Here is a 14,565-nt window from a genome sequence, read left to right as displayed (position 1 = left end):
GATTCTTTCAGGGAATGAGCACTTATTTTGGAATCCTGAATATGACCGAAGATTCTTTTTCGGATGGGAATCAATTTTTGGAACCCAAATATGCCCTACGTAAAATCGAAGAGCTCCTCAAGGATGGTGCAGATTGGATCGAAATTTCAGGCCAATCCTCAAATGTTTCTGCAACACTCGTTCCCATAGAAGAAGAAATCCGAAGGATTCGCAGTATCCTTCCTGAATTAAGAAAGCTGACTCCCCAGATCTGTTTGGATAGCTTTCGACCAGAGGTTCAGTCAGTGGGCATCCAAGAAGGAGTATTGGTTGTAAATGATATCAGCGGATTTTCAGACCCTAAATCAAAAATGATCTTACAACCCTTGTTACTCCAAAACAGGGAGATTAAGTTGATAGTTATGCACTCTCACACACTTGGCATCGCGCGAAAAGAATCCATTTTGACCACTGATAACATTCTCCAACACATAACTGCATTTTTTAAAGAGAGACAATCCTATCTGTCCTCTTGGGGGCTAGAAACCGATCGATTGTATTTTGATCCTGGGATGGGAATGTTTTTAGGAGAGGATGCAAATCTTTCCTTCACTGCCCTAGCAAAGATTGATGTCCTCTTGGAAGAGTATCCAAATCTTATGGTGAGTGTCTCGAGGAAGTCTTTTTTGGGTTCGGCATTAGGGGGTATCCCTGCTCTAGAACGAGAGATAGCCACTTTGGTTTGCGAACAGTATCTAGTTGAAAAAGGTGTCCCTTGGATCCGCACTCATAACATAAAAAAAATCAAACAAGCCGAGATCATTTTAAAGAGAATCAAATCAATGTCTACCTGATCGCATTGCTTTTCTTAATTCTTTACCAGAAGTATCTTTAGTGGGAAAAAAATTTGATTCTGGTATCGTATATCCCAATTCTTTCAATTTTCGGTAGTGAGGCAACAATGCGTCCCACTTCGGGTCTTCTTGTGTGAGCAATAAACAATCTCTCCAAAGTTCTAAAAAAGAGAGTTGGGCCTTTTCCTGGTCAGTTGCTTTGACCGCCCAAGAGATTGCTTCACTGTATTCACCCAATTCAAAATAGGCCTTCATAAAATAGTAATGATAATCTTTCCTCTTCTTTGCAACTACAGATATGGATTTTGCATAATCCAAAACAGAATACCATTTTTGTTGGATAATCTGGATCTCTACCATACCGTACAAAGCGTCCTCATGGAAAGGATTCACCTCTAAGATTTGGTTCCAATAGGAAACCGCATAATTGATATTTCCCTGGTTTTGGTAGTATTCAGCTAGTTCTTGGTAAGCATATAATTCCCATCCTTTCACTCTTGAAAGTCCGTCTAGAAGTACTACTTGTTCTTCTAATCGATATTTCTCTTCTAAGTCTCTGAGGATGGCGAGGTAGGTTGGATTTTGGAATTCTGGTGCTTCTTTTTGGACCTTTTTTTTGAATGTTTCATATTCTTCTAAAAGGAAAAAAAGCCGGAGCCGATTCAGATGTGTCAGAACAGAACGTGGATTGGTTTGGACACAATCGTCCCAAATAGCTTCTGCCATTTCTATTTTGCCATCCTTTGCAGCTCTAATCCCTTTCTGGTTACAGGAATAACTATCTTCTGTTTCAGGAGGAAGTAAAAACCCTCTATCTTCCTCTATCCTTTCCTGGTTCTTAACAGGGTAACGACAAGAAAATATGGTAAGGCAAATGAGTAATAAAATCCCTCTCAATCTCAGTCCTTTGCATCCGTGTTTTCCTTCATCTTCTGGGCAAAGACCAAATATTGCATCGCTTTTTCTGGATTTCCGTTAAATAGATACAACAAACTTAAATCCAAAGCTTCCTGGGGTTCTGGTGGCGCAAATTCTTCTGGATTCTCTCTTGATAGCTCCAATTTTGTTTGGAATTCTTTTAGTCTTTTTTTTGCCGTTGTTTGGATTCGATGTATGCTTTCCTTTGCTAGTTCATCTTCCTCTTGCCAGGCCGATGCCAAGGTTTCATTAAAATGAGTGAAACCAACATCCGTCTTTGTCATTTCCATCAAAAGATTTGCTGATTCTTTAAAGTTCCCCTGTTTTGCCAATACTTCCGATTGAATCAACTTAAGTTGAGCATTACCTGGATAGAGCAAAAGGTATCTCTCCAGCATTTTCAAACTCTCCGGATAGCGCTTCCTTTCATAATAAAACATAGCTAAGCCTCCCAAAGCTGATTTATGGTTTGGATCTAGTTTAATAATATTTTTTAGATAAATCTCTGTCTTCTCATCTTGGTTTAGATGTTGGTAGATTTGAGCCAAGAGCAAATGCCCAAGGATAAACTGTTTGTTTAAATGTAATGCCTGTTTAATGAAATGCACAGCCTTTTCATATTCTTTCAATTTGAATACAGAAACACCTGCATTATAGTAATTTTTGAAATCAGGATTTAATCGGATTGCTTTCAGAAAGAAGTCCAAGGCATTCCGATGATCTCCCTCTTTTGAAAAAATGGCACCTAAGTTTTGATAGCTGAGATGATGGTCTGGGGATAACTCGATGATTTTTAAATATGTCTCTTTGCTTTTTTTCCTTTCACCTGCTTTTTCGAGTCTTACAGCCTCATTGAATAGTGATTGGATTTCGGGCGCTTGCATCAGTTCGAGTATCGATTGTATTTTTCTTTTGGCCTGAAAAATCTTTCATGGGATTCTCAAAAACTCTCCGAAAGGTATTGTAAGATTCCAAAAGAAAGGGGATAGCCATGCAAAAGTTTTTAATCGTACCTTTGGTACTATGGCTGGTATCTTGTTCCTCCACAGACGCAACAAGAAGAAGCTACAGTGCCTCCGGAGATCCAGAGGATATTTTTTTCGAAAGGTCACAGAAAAGCCGAACTGTTTCCAACAGTGAGGACCCTGTTGCCAAGTCTGTGTTAGCAGATCTCGACGCAACGAAACCGACAACTGGATTGCCAGAAAAGAAAGCAAACCCTACAGGTAGCTTCGATGAAGTGGGATTATCTTCTTGGTATGGATTGAAATTCCAAGGGCGCCAAACGGCGAGTGGTGAGCCATTTGATAGAACCAAATTAACGGGAGCCCACAGAACTCTTCCTTTAGGCACGCTGGTCAAGATCCAAAACCTTGAAAATAATAAGGAAGCTGTCGTGCGAATCAACGACCGAGGGCCTTTTGTGGATGAACGCATCGTGGATGTTTCGGAAAAAACTGCCGAACTACTCGATTTTAAAGATAAAGGTGTAACCAAAGTCGGCATTCGTGTTCTCAAAAAAGGAGAGGCGGTGGAAGATCTTGACAATGACCTGGACGATGCAGACCTTTTAGATGATGTTCCCGCAAAGCCAGAGAAATTAACTCCCAACAAAACCAATCCTACACCTACAAAAACTGCTGTTCCTTCAGTCCAACAGCCAAAGGGATATACGGTGCAAGTTGGAGTGTTTAAGGAACAAGAACGTGCCAATAAATACAAGGAAACCTTAAAGTCAGAATACAACGAATCCGTCTTTATCTATCCTAGGGAAGGGAAGTATGTGGTTCAAGTTGGGGATTTCTCCGATCGAACCAAGGCAGAAAGTCTGAAATCTCGTATGAAGTACGATGGGATCGACTGCTTCATTCCCCCCAAATAAGTAAACCTATCGGAATCCTTTCTTCCGCAACCTGGAGATCCCCAGGTTGCAGAAATTCGGAAAATAGATTGCTTTCCGATGTCATCTTATGATACCATTTTCTGAAATCAACCCTGCCAGAAGCCCCAAATATGAGTGATACACTTTCGATTCAACACATTCTTACCAACTATTATACCTTTGGTAGTCTTATCGTAACCGTTCTGATCGGAATCCTTTCCGTCTTCTTTCTTTCACTCAAGGACAAAACACCGGCAACCAAACATTTGGGTCTTGCGTGTTTATACCTTTGCCTCTTTCAATTTGGTTACTTTTTGGCTGCATTTTACTACCATCCGATAGCATCTTACCACCGTTGGTTCACGGGTGGTTTGATTCTTTTTGGTATCATTCACTTTGGTCAATTTTTCTTTCGTTTTCCCTCTAACGCAGATAAGAAGATTGGAGATATCATTCTTTATGCAACTTATGGTTTTGCGATCGTTGTTGTGCTATGGTTTCTCTACCAAACTTCCATCAGCGAAAAGAAATACCACTTCACCGCTCACCACTGGGATTTCAATGCAGAAGGTGCAAGTAAGATTCTGGGAATCTGCATCGGCTTATACTCTTTGTTAAACTTCTTCATATTACCTGGCTACCGATTGACAAAATTAGAGAAGGGGAAAAAGAGAGCCTTGTTTGGATTGGGTATCGCTGGCCTAACAGCAGCTATTGTTCCAAACATCACAAATGTAATGAGTAGAGACGGAGCTATGGAAAGGAGTACCTACCTCACAGCGCTAGTTCTCTTGTTTACCCTCGCCTTCTTTATGATCACTCTGATCTATATCAATACCAGTGAAGAAAGAACCACCTTCATGGTGAAAATCGTTGGTATTTCCTTTGTTACAATGCTTTTGATCATGCAAGCATTTAGCTTCATCGTAGACCAAGAAAAAGAAGTTGCCTTTGACAATCTATCCATTCAAAAAACACTCCGCGCAGTAGAAGGAGGGGAACGGACAGCTGACATTCGGTTTATCATTGAATACGACAACCTAACACAGGGAATTCGAAAATCACTCTACCCCGAAAATGTATCTTTAGACCTTCCTCTCGTTCAAGCCGACTTATATAACACAGAACTGTATATTGAAGTTACAAATCTTCCAACCAATGGATACCGTAAGGCTCTTCAGGACAAATTAGCCACTACTCCGTATTTCTTTGAAGGCTATAAGAACGCAATCCAAGCTTATCTAGAAGACAATCCTGATTTAGAGAATGCAGAACTCAAAGAAAAGCTGAACGCGCTCTTTGAAAAATTAAACAAAAGCACTTTTATCAATACCAACAAACTTTCTGACATTGGTGCCGAACAATTTTGTGAAGATGGGCGCAATTACATAGCCAAAGTAAAAAATGCGGATAGTTTTAAAAATGCGATCCTGAGCCATATTTCAGATGATTGCAAATGGGATGGAAAGGAGATATCTGGCAAAGACCTCAGATTGGAATTTCTCAAGTTTTTCCGTTATTTTAAGCCTGATCTCACTCGCCACTACCGAAAGGATTTAGATGGCCTAGGTCACTATGTTGCCTATATGACCTATGATTCTAAAAAACGAATCATACGTGAAGTAGGATTCAATTATCGTGACTATCGTGCCTATATGCACAAGTCTGCTAAACTTGAAATTGTCATTCTCGCGATTGTTTTGGTTGTGCTCTTGGTCATTTTTCCTCTCTTCTTCCGATCTACTTTAATAAATCCGCTATATAGCCTGTTAGCTGGGGTTGAAAAAGTAAACCAGGGTAATATGGAGGTAGAAGTCTCCATCCAAGTAAATGATGAGATTGGATACCTAACCGAATCTTTCAATGGAATGGTGACATCTATACGAGATGCGAGACGTGAACTGCAGGATTACGCAGAAAACCTTGAAGAGAAGGTGAAAGAGAGAACTAAAGAACTCCAAGAGAAAATGGACGAAATCCACCGTTTGAAAGTACAACAAGATGGTGACTATTTCTTAACTTCCTTATTAGCAAAGCCTCTCTTCTTTAATGCAAACAAATCTTCCAATATCAAATCTGATTTTTATGTGCACCAAAAGAAAACCTTCGAGTTTCGAAACAAAACTGGTGATCTCGGTGGTGACATTTGTATCACAGGAAATTTAAAACTTGGGAAACCTGATGATTTCCGTCGCTATACGATGGTGATGAACGGGGATGCCATGGGAAAATCTATGCAAGGGGCTGGTGGATCACTAGTGATGGGAGTTGTCATGAACTCCATCATGGCAAGATCTGCAGGTAACAAACGTATTTTGAACAGAACTCCTGAGGAATGGCTCACAGATGTGTATGAAGAAGTCAATATGGTCTTCAAATCTTTCAGTGGGACGATGGTGATTTCTGCCACCATTATGCTCATTGACGATGAGACTGGAAAGATTTGGTACTTCAATGCAGAGCACCCTTTTAGCATTTTATACCGAGATGGTAAGGCATCCTTCATTGAAGACGAACTCAAACTTAGAAAACTAGGATTGGATTCAGAGTATCCTTTCGAAGTCCAAACCTTTCAATTGATGCCTGGTGATAAACTTATTTTAGCCTCAGATGGTCGAGATGATATTGATTTAACACCAGATGAAGATGTCAGAACTATAAACGAAGACGAAACATTGATTCTAAAATACATCGAACAAGCCAATGGCGATATCTATGAAGTAGAAAGGATATTGAAGGGTGTCGGTGAGTTAACAGACGACTTTTCCATGCTCTCTCTTGTCTTCAAAGAAGAAATGGCTTCCTCAGGTAAGACCTCTTCCAATGAAAATATCGAAGAGGTACCTGTTGACACTTACTTCGAAGCTCCCAAGGAGGATTGGGATTCATCGCTGACAACCTCGGGTGCTTTTGAGGAAGGAAAGATGCATTACCAAAACGGAGAATTGGAAAGAGCCATTTCCGTGATGAAAAAAGCATTCGATAGTGACCCAAGCAACCAAAAACTCAATAAATTTCTAGGTCTAGTGAGTTATAAAGGGAAAGACTATGAGGTCGCCTCAGAAGTTCTCAACGAATTTTTGAAAGAAAACCAAAGCCAATCCGAGTACTGGTATTACCTTGCCATGTCAGAGAAAAAACTTGGAAATTATGAAAAGGCTCTACATGCTGCGCACGAAGCATTTAAAATTGATCCAGATCATTTTCAAAATCTGATCAACCTAGCTGATGTGAGTCGCTTGATGGGGAATTATGACAGAGCCCTTACCTATGTGACGAGAGCACAGGCGATCGAACCTGAAAACAAAAACGTAGTTAAACTCTCTAAATTATTGGAGAAAACAACAAGTCTGAACTAAAGTCAACCCGGGGGCTCAGGCATTTCTCGTGCCTGGGTCTTGTTTTGGTCATGCCTATTTTCCTTTAGGGCAAAAACAGGCTCAGGATAAAAAACCAGCTTGCCATACTTTTGCCTTTCCTATACTATATGGGAATCAAAATTACCATCATTAGTAAGGAAATTTATGAAATCAAAATCTCTCTTGTTGTTTGGAATTTTATCCTTTGGGTCCTTTTCCATGTTATTTGCTCAAGAAGCAGACGTTGCTGTTGGCCGTTATATACCACCAGAAAAAGACTCTGTGATCGAAATCTTCAAATGTGGTGACAAGTATTGTGGAAAAACAATTTGCATCAAAGACAATGCATATCCTGAAAAAGACAAAGACAAAGGAGTGCCTGGCACACCTTACCTTGACCACAACAATGAGGACCCTGCACTCAGAAAGAGACCCAATTTAGGTATGGTATTTATTACTGGGTTTGACTACGTGGGAGAAGGTGTGTATAAAAATGGAAAGATTTACAACCCACGTGATGGTAAAACCTATTGTGGTAAATTCACATCCATTGAAGGTGGCAACAAGTTAGATCTACGGGGTACACTTTGTTCTCTTTCTTTCCTTGGTAAAACCAATACCTGGACCAAATTGTCTGGATTAAACCTGGATGAGTCTCGTTGGGATTGCACATTTAAAACAAAAAAATAGCCCTAAGCATATGAATGGCTCGGATAGACTCCGAGCCATTCCACATCTATTCAAAATCTTTATATAGCAAAGATGGTTGGATACCTTGGTTCGCTTGGTACTTGCCTGATTTGTATTCCTCAATGGAACCCTCTACTGTGTGGTAGAATATCTGGCAGATTTGTACGCCTGCATATACACGCAAGGGATGAATCACCTGTATCTCCAGAGTCCAAAATCCTTTAAAGCCAACATCACCGAAGCCAGCAGTGATATGTACAAACATACCTAACCTACCAATAGAAGACCGTCCTTCTAACATTGGGACTAGGTTATGTGTCTCCGTGAATTCTATCGTTCTACCCAGGTATAGTTTTCCAGGCTCTAGCACGATACCCTCTTTTGGTATAGTGATTTTTTCTGTTGGGTTTGGTTTTTTCATATCCAAGGGAAATTGAGAATACACCAATAAATCTTCATGCAAACATAGGTTATACGAATTTGGGTTCAATAATTTTGCATCATATGGTTTTATTTTGATATCGTTTCCTAGACGTTTTAGAATTTCTTTTCCGGTGAGAATCATCTCTACTCTCCTACAAAATTTGGTTTTCTTTTTTCTTTGAAAGCTTGGAGCGCTTCTTTTCTGTCTTTACTTCTCAATGTTTCTGTATAACAAACTCTTTCCCATTCCAAACCTTCATCTAATCCAGGAATGGTGGCGGAACGAATCGCTTTTTTGGCTGCTCGGACAGCTAAGGGGGCTGCAGAGGAAATCTCATTTGCAATTTTCAAAATCTCGTTCTCTAAGCTCTCACCTGAAAATACATCCAAAAACAATCCCTTTGCCTTTCCTTCGGCTGCCGAGATTTTCTTTCCTGTGAAGATCCACTCTTTGGCTTGCTGCTCTCCCACAAGCCGGCAAAGCCTCTGCGTGCCTCCCGCTCCAGGGATGATGCCTAATCTTGTCTCAGTCAGGCCTACGACTGCTGATTCCTGGGCATAGAGTAAATCACAAGACAAGGCCAACTCCAATCCTCCTCCAAACGCGTATCCGTTTACAGAGGCAATGGTTGGCATTGGTAGATTTTGGATTTGTAGGAAGATAGACCCGATGCGGTGTAAGAATTGAAAGACTTCTTTTTCTGTCCAAGAAAGGCGCTCTTTTAAATCAGCCCCTGCCGAAAAGGAGTCACCAGTACCAGTAAAGACCAAACAGCGGTATGCTCCTGCTATGGCTTTCTGTATTTGAGCTTCCAAATCGTTTAGAAGTTCATGGTTGATCGCATGCTTTACTTCCGGTCGGTTGAATCGAATAAATGCGACATAATCGCCAAAAGGTTCTAACTGAACTGTGGACATAGAATTTCCTACCATTGAAAAAATAGAAATGAAATCATGCAATGAAATCCGATAATGGGAGAGCTAGGCCCTGCATGACAAAATCCGTTGCGTGCTATTTCTGGATTCCCATTTGCCTGACTTTCTTCCAATGCTCAAAGGGAAAGTCTGAGGATGCGCTGGCACTTGTATTTCTAGGAAGCCCCGCCATAACTTCCGTGGAACCAAAAATTGGAACCCCTCGCCAAAACAACGAAAATGGGGTCTATCCTCCTACACAGATTGTGATCAAAGGAAGTAATTTTGGCGTGGATACGGTTATCCGCTTCAACCAATTACCTGCGGCCATCTCAGCAAATTTAGGGACAGAACTCTATACCTCAGTTCCTGATGGGGCAACGAGCGGCTTTCTCACCATTTCCAAAAGTGGTGGCTCTTGTTTACCAGGTACGGCCTCGGGAATCAATTGTGCGGGCACAGAATTCTTTATCGACTGTTACTCTGTCACCGGTAACTTATACGGTTCCGAGATTGAAATCAAACAAGGAGAAAGCCAAAGCATAGAGTTTAAAGGTCTACAGACAAAAGCATTTCGCTCAAGCCTGATTTTGGGAAATGCAAAACTCACAGTTACCTGTGATAGTAATGTCACGGTAAGGTTATTCAGTACGAGTTGTCTCGCCACAGATTATATCTCGAAAAAAGATCCTTCCATTCCGCTAAATGCAAATGCGAATAACCAATTTTACGTTACAGCTTTTGATGACACCTGCACTGTAAGCATTTGATTTAGATAGATTTGTTTTTCACGAATCGCTTAAAGATGATGATGTTTGCCGCGCCCATCCAATGGTTCATATTTTCTCGGAAGATCTCATCGATTCTCTTGGCAGACTTTACCTCAGCGGGCAATTTGTCATACTCAGCCATTGCACGAGCTGAAGCCTCTTTGTACTTATCCTGAACTACCTCTGCGATTTTTCTTAGTAGGGAGAGATTGTTCTTTTCATCTCCCACGTTTGGTAAGATGACTTTGTTCCAATAATCGATGATGTGCTTTTTTACTACCTCTCCAGGAATGACGCGGGTGACTTTTTTCCCATCGGAAGATTGGACATGGAGATAACCAGTATTTACTTCCATGAGAAACTTCTTTATGATCATATAAAAATGAGAAGGACCTATATGAAATAAAAAAACCCATTTTAGTGAATTGGGAATACCTAAGTTCATCATGATGATATTTTCAATGAAATCAAAGAAATTATTCAAGAAGGTTAGATAATCGATTTCGTATTCCTGCGGTGACTTTAACTTTCGTTTGATACTGGACATTGATTTGATAAATTCAGATTTCAACATCTGTTCATCTGCACCCAGATGTGTATCCATATTGATGGTTTGTTTAAAGAGATTTTTTTCGATTTGGTATTTATCTAGTTCATACCTAAAGAAGTAGTGAAGGTCCGAATTCCAGGAATACTTGCCAAAGGCTTGTATAAAATTTACAGGTACCTCTTCTTTCTTTGCCTCTTTTCTAATCGGAATCGGAGTTTCCTTCTTTGGTGGTTTTTTCTCTGAGAACAAAAAGTCTGATTCTACTTCCAAAGAAAATTGCCGATTTTGCTCAGATTCTTCTTCTGCGCGAGTCCTTTGGCCATTTTGTTCATACAAATTTTCACTGAAGACTGCCGAAAGCTTATAGCTTAAGGTTTCGTTAAACTTTGGTTTAATGCTCCTATTTTCAAAAACAGTTTTGTAATTTTCTATCCCGAGAATACAGGCCATTCGTTTTACAAAGATCGATATTTGGTTTAGCTTTTCCAACATAGGCAGAATGCGAAATTGGAGAAGGGCATCATCTCGGAAGATATGGTCAGTGAACTTTCCTAACTCTATGGAATGTTTGAGTTCAAGCCAGGGAGGTTTGGAATCGATGATCAGATCTCTGAGCATTTCAAAAATAACCATGAACTCAACAAATTCGGTTCTTGGCCCATCAACATAACCTCCTTGGAAGAACCGAGCATACTCTTTCTTTACCATGGGGTACATATGCTTTTCGTCGAGATTGAAGATGATTTCCTTCAATCGTTTTTGTACAGAGTTGAGTTCGATATCAAGAGCTTTGCGGTAAGGAAGCAAATCTCGTTTGTTTTGCTCGGAAATGGTCCCAGAAGAGACAAATTGCAAAAAGCTCGTGATTAGGTTTTGGAAGTTGGTAAGGAAATATACGTAACCGCGTTGGAAATCCCGAATTTGTTCCAACTCAAGGCGGTCCTCATTGGTCGCTGGTTGCATGCCATGAGGACTCTATCGTATGTTATGGAAAAATCAACCGGAATTAGTTCTCGTAGTAGATCTCGATCAAATTTTGGCTTGGATCAGTAAATGTCAGGCTTTCTCCGTTCTCTGTCCCTTCTGGACCCTTCACGATTTTTACGTTTTTTTCTTCGAGTTCTGAGATCGCTTCTGTAAAATCATCCACATCCATAACAAAGCTGATCACTGGCATGGACTGGTCTTTGGGAGTGCCTTTGACGAGACGAATTTTGAAAGAGTCCAAAGATAGGATGGCTTCGGAATCCTTTTTTGACTCCAATTCAAAATCAAAGATTTCCCGATAAAACTCGATGGATGCTTCCAATTGGGAAACCGGGATATTCACGTGGCCGATGCCTTCTACGATGATCATGATGTGCTGTTACCTTGGTGGACTTTTCTGTCATCATGCTTGAAAAAGCGGCTTTGTCGAGAAAAAAGCAATGGGATTTCTCCTGAGATTGCATTTAAAATTGAATTCCCAGTCCATAGTCCAGAAAATTTAATTCAATTATGAGACTTGTTACCTCCACCCTTACTCTTTTTTTTCTACTTTTCAGCTCCTGTGAGAAAAAATCCGAACCTTGGAACACAGGAGACCTAGGATTGGTCGAAAGACTCTTCCTGGAAAACGAAAAAGTCCATGAACTTTTATTGAAAGACCCTACAAAGGCTCATTTAACTACCATAAAACAAATCTTAAACGAAGCATCTAAATCAGAAAATTCTAACTTCAAAATTTGGGCAGAGCAATCGAGCCAATTCTTCCTGGAAAACCCCAAAGGGGAAGATGATTTGTATCAAAAACTTTCTGACTTTTCTTTAAAACTTTTAGAACTCAAGAAGATTAGCCAATACCAAGGAAAGTACAACAAGTTTTATTGTCCCATGGTGGACAAATATTGGGTTTCACAAGATACAGTGGTCAGGAATCCATATGCGGAAGATATGCGCGACTGTGGAGAGTTGCTAACTGAGTAAGATCCCATGAAGCGTTGTTTTCTCGACGTAGGGCTATCTGAGGCCTGCTTGGCTAACTGCAAATCGTCTATTCCCTTGTTAAGCAAACAGGAGAAGGAGCAGATGAATTGTTTGGCCAAGGAAAAGTTGTTCCTTTTTCTGCAAGAGAAAGTGACCTTTCGTGTTGGGATTTCTGCATTCCACCAAGCCCACCCGACTTTATTGGAAGAATTTTTGGTGGAGTCCAAAGAAAACCGTGAGTTGATCACCTATTTCCTATACATTAACGAACCGCCTATTGTCAAAGATGCGATCGAGAATTTTTCTGCAAAGACACTAGCAAATTTATTTCGTGCCGATTTTGAATCATTCGATGCCTTGCCCATCAAAGATAGAAGGAAACGAAATATTTTCGAAGTCAGAAGCTATCGCTATTGGAAGTATATAAATTTCCAAAAGATTTGTGATACTATCGTCTATTTTTTGCGAGAAGAGAACTCTGCTTATTTAGCTTCTCAGTTTTTGGTTGTTCTTCCCTCTACCATAGTTTCCAATTTGCGAGATTATACAGGTTTATTACCAGAAGAAGAAAAAACACTTTATCTCGCCTTAGGTGATGCAATATACGAACTTCCGATTCAATCCCCAAAGATTTATGACCATATGCTGAGTCTCTTCTCAGAGGATATGGAAATTTTTATGATTCTATCCACCATGGAGGAGTTGATCAAAAGACACCAAAGAATCCTTGACCTCACTGAGAAGTTACTGCACTATTCCGAAAAAAATAGACTCGAACTTAACATTCAATTTATCTTTTCAGAGTTGAATGGTCTGGACATTGAAACCTCTTCTGAAATATTAAATCAGCTCCTTGACAAAAAAGTGATCAGCCAATCACAAAAAAATCTAGTATTAGAATTTTTAATCAACGGCAATTTAGATATCTTAAAACCACTTAAAATCGATCTATTGCGCTGATTCTTTTTCGTTAACCTTTACAAAAGACGCAACGTAAACACTTAAAACCAAAGAAAACACAGAAATAATGCCCACGATTTCATAGTGCAGTAAAGTTCCCGTGGCAGTTTGTGAAAGAATAGCTCCCGATAGAAGGGAAGCAAGCCCAGAAGCTACTTGCTGCACCGCCGTGTTGACAGACATAAAGCTACCACGTATCTTAGGCTCAACCGTAGACGTTATCATAGCAAAGGCAGGAACCATCCGCCCGGAAACAAGGATCATAAACAGTGTTGTGATGCATATCACCACCCAAACTGGAGTAGGCTTTAGGTTTGTGATGATCAAAACAGGTAGAATGGATGCAAAAGCCAAGATCAGGTAGACTCTAAATTTTCCATAGGTATCAGATAATATACCTATCATTCGACTTGTGAAGAAGGTAAACATCCCCCCAAAGAAATAAATGTATGGTAATTGTTCTGTAGTCAATCCTACATTGGAAACTAAAAATGGACTCAAAAATGGAATGACTGTAAATCCGCCAAACATAAGTAATGTTGTAAATGCAAATGCATAATAATGAGTTTTACGCAAAAATACTGTTTTGATCGCTAACCATTTATCTTCGCCTTCCTTTTTATCCGAAAGATGTACTCTGATTTCTGGAAGTGCAAGATAAGAGATGGGTAATAATACAAAACTCAAAATTGCCAAAGCTAAAAAAGGAAAATGCCAACCCCAGATATTTGCCAGATAGAGTCCAGATGGTACGCCAATCACAGATGCCAAAGAGAAGGCTGACATCACTACGCCTGTCGCCTTTCCTCTTCGAAAGATTGGAATGATGTCACCTATGATGGAGAGCACTAAGGCTCCTATCATTCCTCCGAATCCACCTGCTAAAATACGAGCTGCGAGCAACATCTCATAATTTGGAGCAAGAGCACAAAATAAAGTGCCTAAGGCAAATCCGAAATATACAAATAGGAGCGCATTTTTCCGATCAAAACGATCCATAAAAAAAGCACCTAAAAATCCCAATATCCCAGCACTAAAGGTATATGCAGAGACCAAGAGCCCGAACTCTGCAGAATTGATTTTGAACTCTTTCATGAATACAGGACCCAAAGGCATCATGATGACAAAATCTAAAATATGAAAGAACTGAAAAAGAGCGAGGATGAGAATGATGATTCTTTCCTTAGGTACGTGCGAATCAGTATGGTTTTGGGGAGCGCCTTCGGATTGTGCAGACATGGTACCATTGTTGACCAAGTGGTCAAAAAATAAGCAAAAAAAATCTTTTAAATGTGAATAA

The 14,565-nt window shown here is 40.1% G+C and carries 14 protein-coding genes; 7 read left to right on the top strand and 7 right to left on the bottom strand.

The window, feature by feature from the left end; translation table 11 throughout:
- The first annotated feature begins 14 nt into the window (after positions 1-14).
- On the top strand, positions 15-833 hold the full coding sequence (folP, locus tag DI060_RS15630; RefSeq protein ID WP_108977862.1) for a dihydropteroate synthase: 819 nt from the start codon (positions 15-17) through the stop codon (positions 831-833).
- On the opposite strand, the gene DI060_RS15625 is transcribed toward folP, so the two are convergent.
- Positions 819-1,730: a tetratricopeptide repeat protein gene (locus DI060_RS15625; protein ID WP_244594445.1), complete on the bottom strand. Its 912-nt coding sequence runs from the start codon at positions 1,728-1,730 to the stop codon at positions 819-821. The genes folP and DI060_RS15625 overlap by 15 nt on opposite strands.
- Before the next feature lie 2 nt (positions 1,731-1,732).
- Positions 1,733-2,635, bottom strand: coding sequence for a tetratricopeptide repeat protein (locus DI060_RS15620; RefSeq protein WP_108977860.1), 903 nt, complete (start codon positions 2,633-2,635; stop codon positions 1,733-1,735).
- A gap of 107 nt (positions 2,636-2,742) precedes the next feature.
- Between DI060_RS15620 and mpl36 the strand changes: the two genes are divergently transcribed.
- The 3 genes from mpl36 to DI060_RS15605 all read left to right on the top strand — a co-directional run bounded on the left by mpl36 (position 2,743) and on the right by DI060_RS15605 (position 7,682).
- On the top strand, positions 2,743-3,633 hold the full coding sequence (gene mpl36 / locus DI060_RS15615) for an RlpA family plasminogen-binding lipoprotein MPL36 (RefSeq protein WP_108977859.1): 891 nt from the start codon (positions 2,743-2,745) through the stop codon (positions 3,631-3,633).
- Between the two features lie 131 nt (positions 3,634-3,764).
- A complete protein-coding gene (locus tag DI060_RS15610) occupies positions 3,765-6,992 on the top strand; it encodes a SpoIIE family protein phosphatase (protein WP_108977858.1) in 3,228 nt (1,075 codons plus the stop codon).
- Between the two features lie 165 nt (positions 6,993-7,157).
- A complete protein-coding gene (locus tag DI060_RS15605) occupies positions 7,158-7,682 on the top strand; it encodes a DUF2147 domain-containing protein (protein WP_108977857.1) in 525 nt (174 codons plus the stop codon).
- A 46-nt stretch (positions 7,683-7,728) separates the two neighbouring features.
- Here the strand turns inward: DI060_RS15605 and dcd are convergent, their stop codons facing one another.
- On the bottom strand, positions 7,729-8,247 hold the full coding sequence (gene dcd / locus DI060_RS15600; RefSeq protein ID WP_108977856.1) for a dCTP deaminase: 519 nt from the start codon (positions 8,245-8,247) through the stop codon (positions 7,729-7,731).
- 2 nt (positions 8,248-8,249) lie between these two features.
- Positions 8,250-9,023, bottom strand: coding sequence for an enoyl-CoA hydratase/isomerase family protein (locus tag DI060_RS15595; RefSeq protein WP_108977855.1), 774 nt, complete (start codon positions 9,021-9,023; stop codon positions 8,250-8,252).
- A 74-nt stretch (positions 9,024-9,097) separates the two neighbouring features.
- On the opposite strand from DI060_RS15595, the gene DI060_RS15590 reads away from it, so the two are divergent.
- Positions 9,098-9,790, top strand: a complete 693-nt coding sequence (locus DI060_RS15590; RefSeq protein WP_244594444.1) for an LIC10067 family putative lipoprotein — start codon at positions 9,098-9,100, stop codon at positions 9,788-9,790.
- Position 9,791: 1 nt separating this feature from the next.
- Here the strand turns inward: DI060_RS15590 and DI060_RS15585 are convergent, their stop codons facing one another.
- Positions 9,792-11,303: a hypothetical protein gene (locus DI060_RS15585; RefSeq protein ID WP_108977854.1), complete on the bottom strand. Its 1,512-nt coding sequence runs from the start codon at positions 11,301-11,303 to the stop codon at positions 9,792-9,794.
- Between the two features lie 43 nt (positions 11,304-11,346).
- Complete coding sequence (locus DI060_RS15580) at positions 11,347-11,697, bottom strand: VOC family protein (protein WP_108977853.1); 351 nt, start codon at positions 11,695-11,697, stop codon at positions 11,347-11,349.
- Positions 11,698-11,837: 140 nt separating this feature from the next.
- Between DI060_RS15580 and DI060_RS15575 the strand changes: the two genes are divergently transcribed.
- Both DI060_RS15575 and DI060_RS15570 read left to right on the top strand, forming a co-directional pair.
- The gene (locus tag DI060_RS15575; protein ID WP_108977852.1) at positions 11,838-12,305 is read left to right on the top strand and encodes a DUF3347 domain-containing protein; all 468 of its coding nucleotides are present in this window, start codon (positions 11,838-11,840) and stop codon (positions 12,303-12,305) included.
- A gap of 102 nt (positions 12,306-12,407) precedes the next feature.
- The gene (locus tag DI060_RS15570) at positions 12,408-13,265 is read left to right on the top strand and encodes a hypothetical protein (RefSeq protein ID WP_244594443.1); all 858 of its coding nucleotides are present in this window, start codon (positions 12,408-12,410) and stop codon (positions 13,263-13,265) included.
- Here the strand turns inward: DI060_RS15570 and DI060_RS15565 are convergent.
- Positions 13,254-14,504, bottom strand: coding sequence for an MFS transporter (locus DI060_RS15565; RefSeq protein WP_108977850.1), 1,251 nt, complete (start codon positions 14,502-14,504; stop codon positions 13,254-13,256). The two genes, DI060_RS15570 and DI060_RS15565, sit on opposite strands and share 12 nt — an antisense overlap.
- Between the last annotated feature and the right edge of the window lie 61 nt (positions 14,505-14,565).

It is taken from the genome of Leptospira ryugenii, from assembly GCF_003114855.1.
GTDB lineage: Bacteria > Spirochaetota > Leptospiria > Leptospirales > Leptospiraceae > Leptospira_A > Leptospira_A ryugenii.
This window is presented reverse-complemented; position numbering and strand designations above follow the sequence as displayed.

Excerpts from the sequence above, each read along its gene's own strand:
- folP (WP_108977862.1), top strand. The coding sequence starts at position 15 with ATGAGCACTTATTTTGGAATCCTGAATATGACCGAAGATTCTTTTTCG.
- DI060_RS15620 (WP_108977860.1), bottom strand. The coding sequence starts at position 2,635 with ATGCAAGCGCCCGAAATCCAATCACTATTCAATGAGGCTGTAAGACTC.
- mpl36 (WP_108977859.1), top strand. The coding sequence starts at position 2,743 with ATGCAAAAGTTTTTAATCGTACCTTTGGTACTATGGCTGGTATCTTGT.
- DI060_RS15610 (WP_108977858.1), top strand. The coding sequence starts at position 3,765 with ATGAGTGATACACTTTCGATTCAACACATTCTTACCAACTATTATACC.
- DI060_RS15605 (WP_108977857.1), top strand. The coding sequence starts at position 7,158 with ATGAAATCAAAATCTCTCTTGTTGTTTGGAATTTTATCCTTTGGGTCC.
- dcd (WP_108977856.1), bottom strand. The coding sequence starts at position 8,247 with ATGATTCTCACCGGAAAAGAAATTCTAAAACGTCTAGGAAACGATATC.
- DI060_RS15595 (WP_108977855.1), bottom strand. The coding sequence starts at position 9,023 with ATGTCCACAGTTCAGTTAGAACCTTTTGGCGATTATGTCGCATTTATT.
- DI060_RS15590 (WP_244594444.1), top strand. The coding sequence starts at position 9,098 with ATGACAAAATCCGTTGCGTGCTATTTCTGGATTCCCATTTGCCTGACT.
- DI060_RS15585 (WP_108977854.1), bottom strand. The coding sequence starts at position 11,303 with ATGCAACCAGCGACCAATGAGGACCGCCTTGAGTTGGAACAAATTCGG.
- DI060_RS15580 (WP_108977853.1), bottom strand. The coding sequence starts at position 11,697 with ATGATCATCGTAGAAGGCATCGGCCACGTGAATATCCCGGTTTCCCAA.
- DI060_RS15575 (WP_108977852.1), top strand. The coding sequence starts at position 11,838 with ATGAGACTTGTTACCTCCACCCTTACTCTTTTTTTTCTACTTTTCAGC.
- DI060_RS15570 (WP_244594443.1), top strand. The coding sequence starts at position 12,408 with ATGAATTGTTTGGCCAAGGAAAAGTTGTTCCTTTTTCTGCAAGAGAAA.
- DI060_RS15565 (WP_108977850.1), bottom strand. The coding sequence starts at position 14,504 with ATGTCTGCACAATCCGAAGGCGCTCCCCAAAACCATACTGATTCGCAC.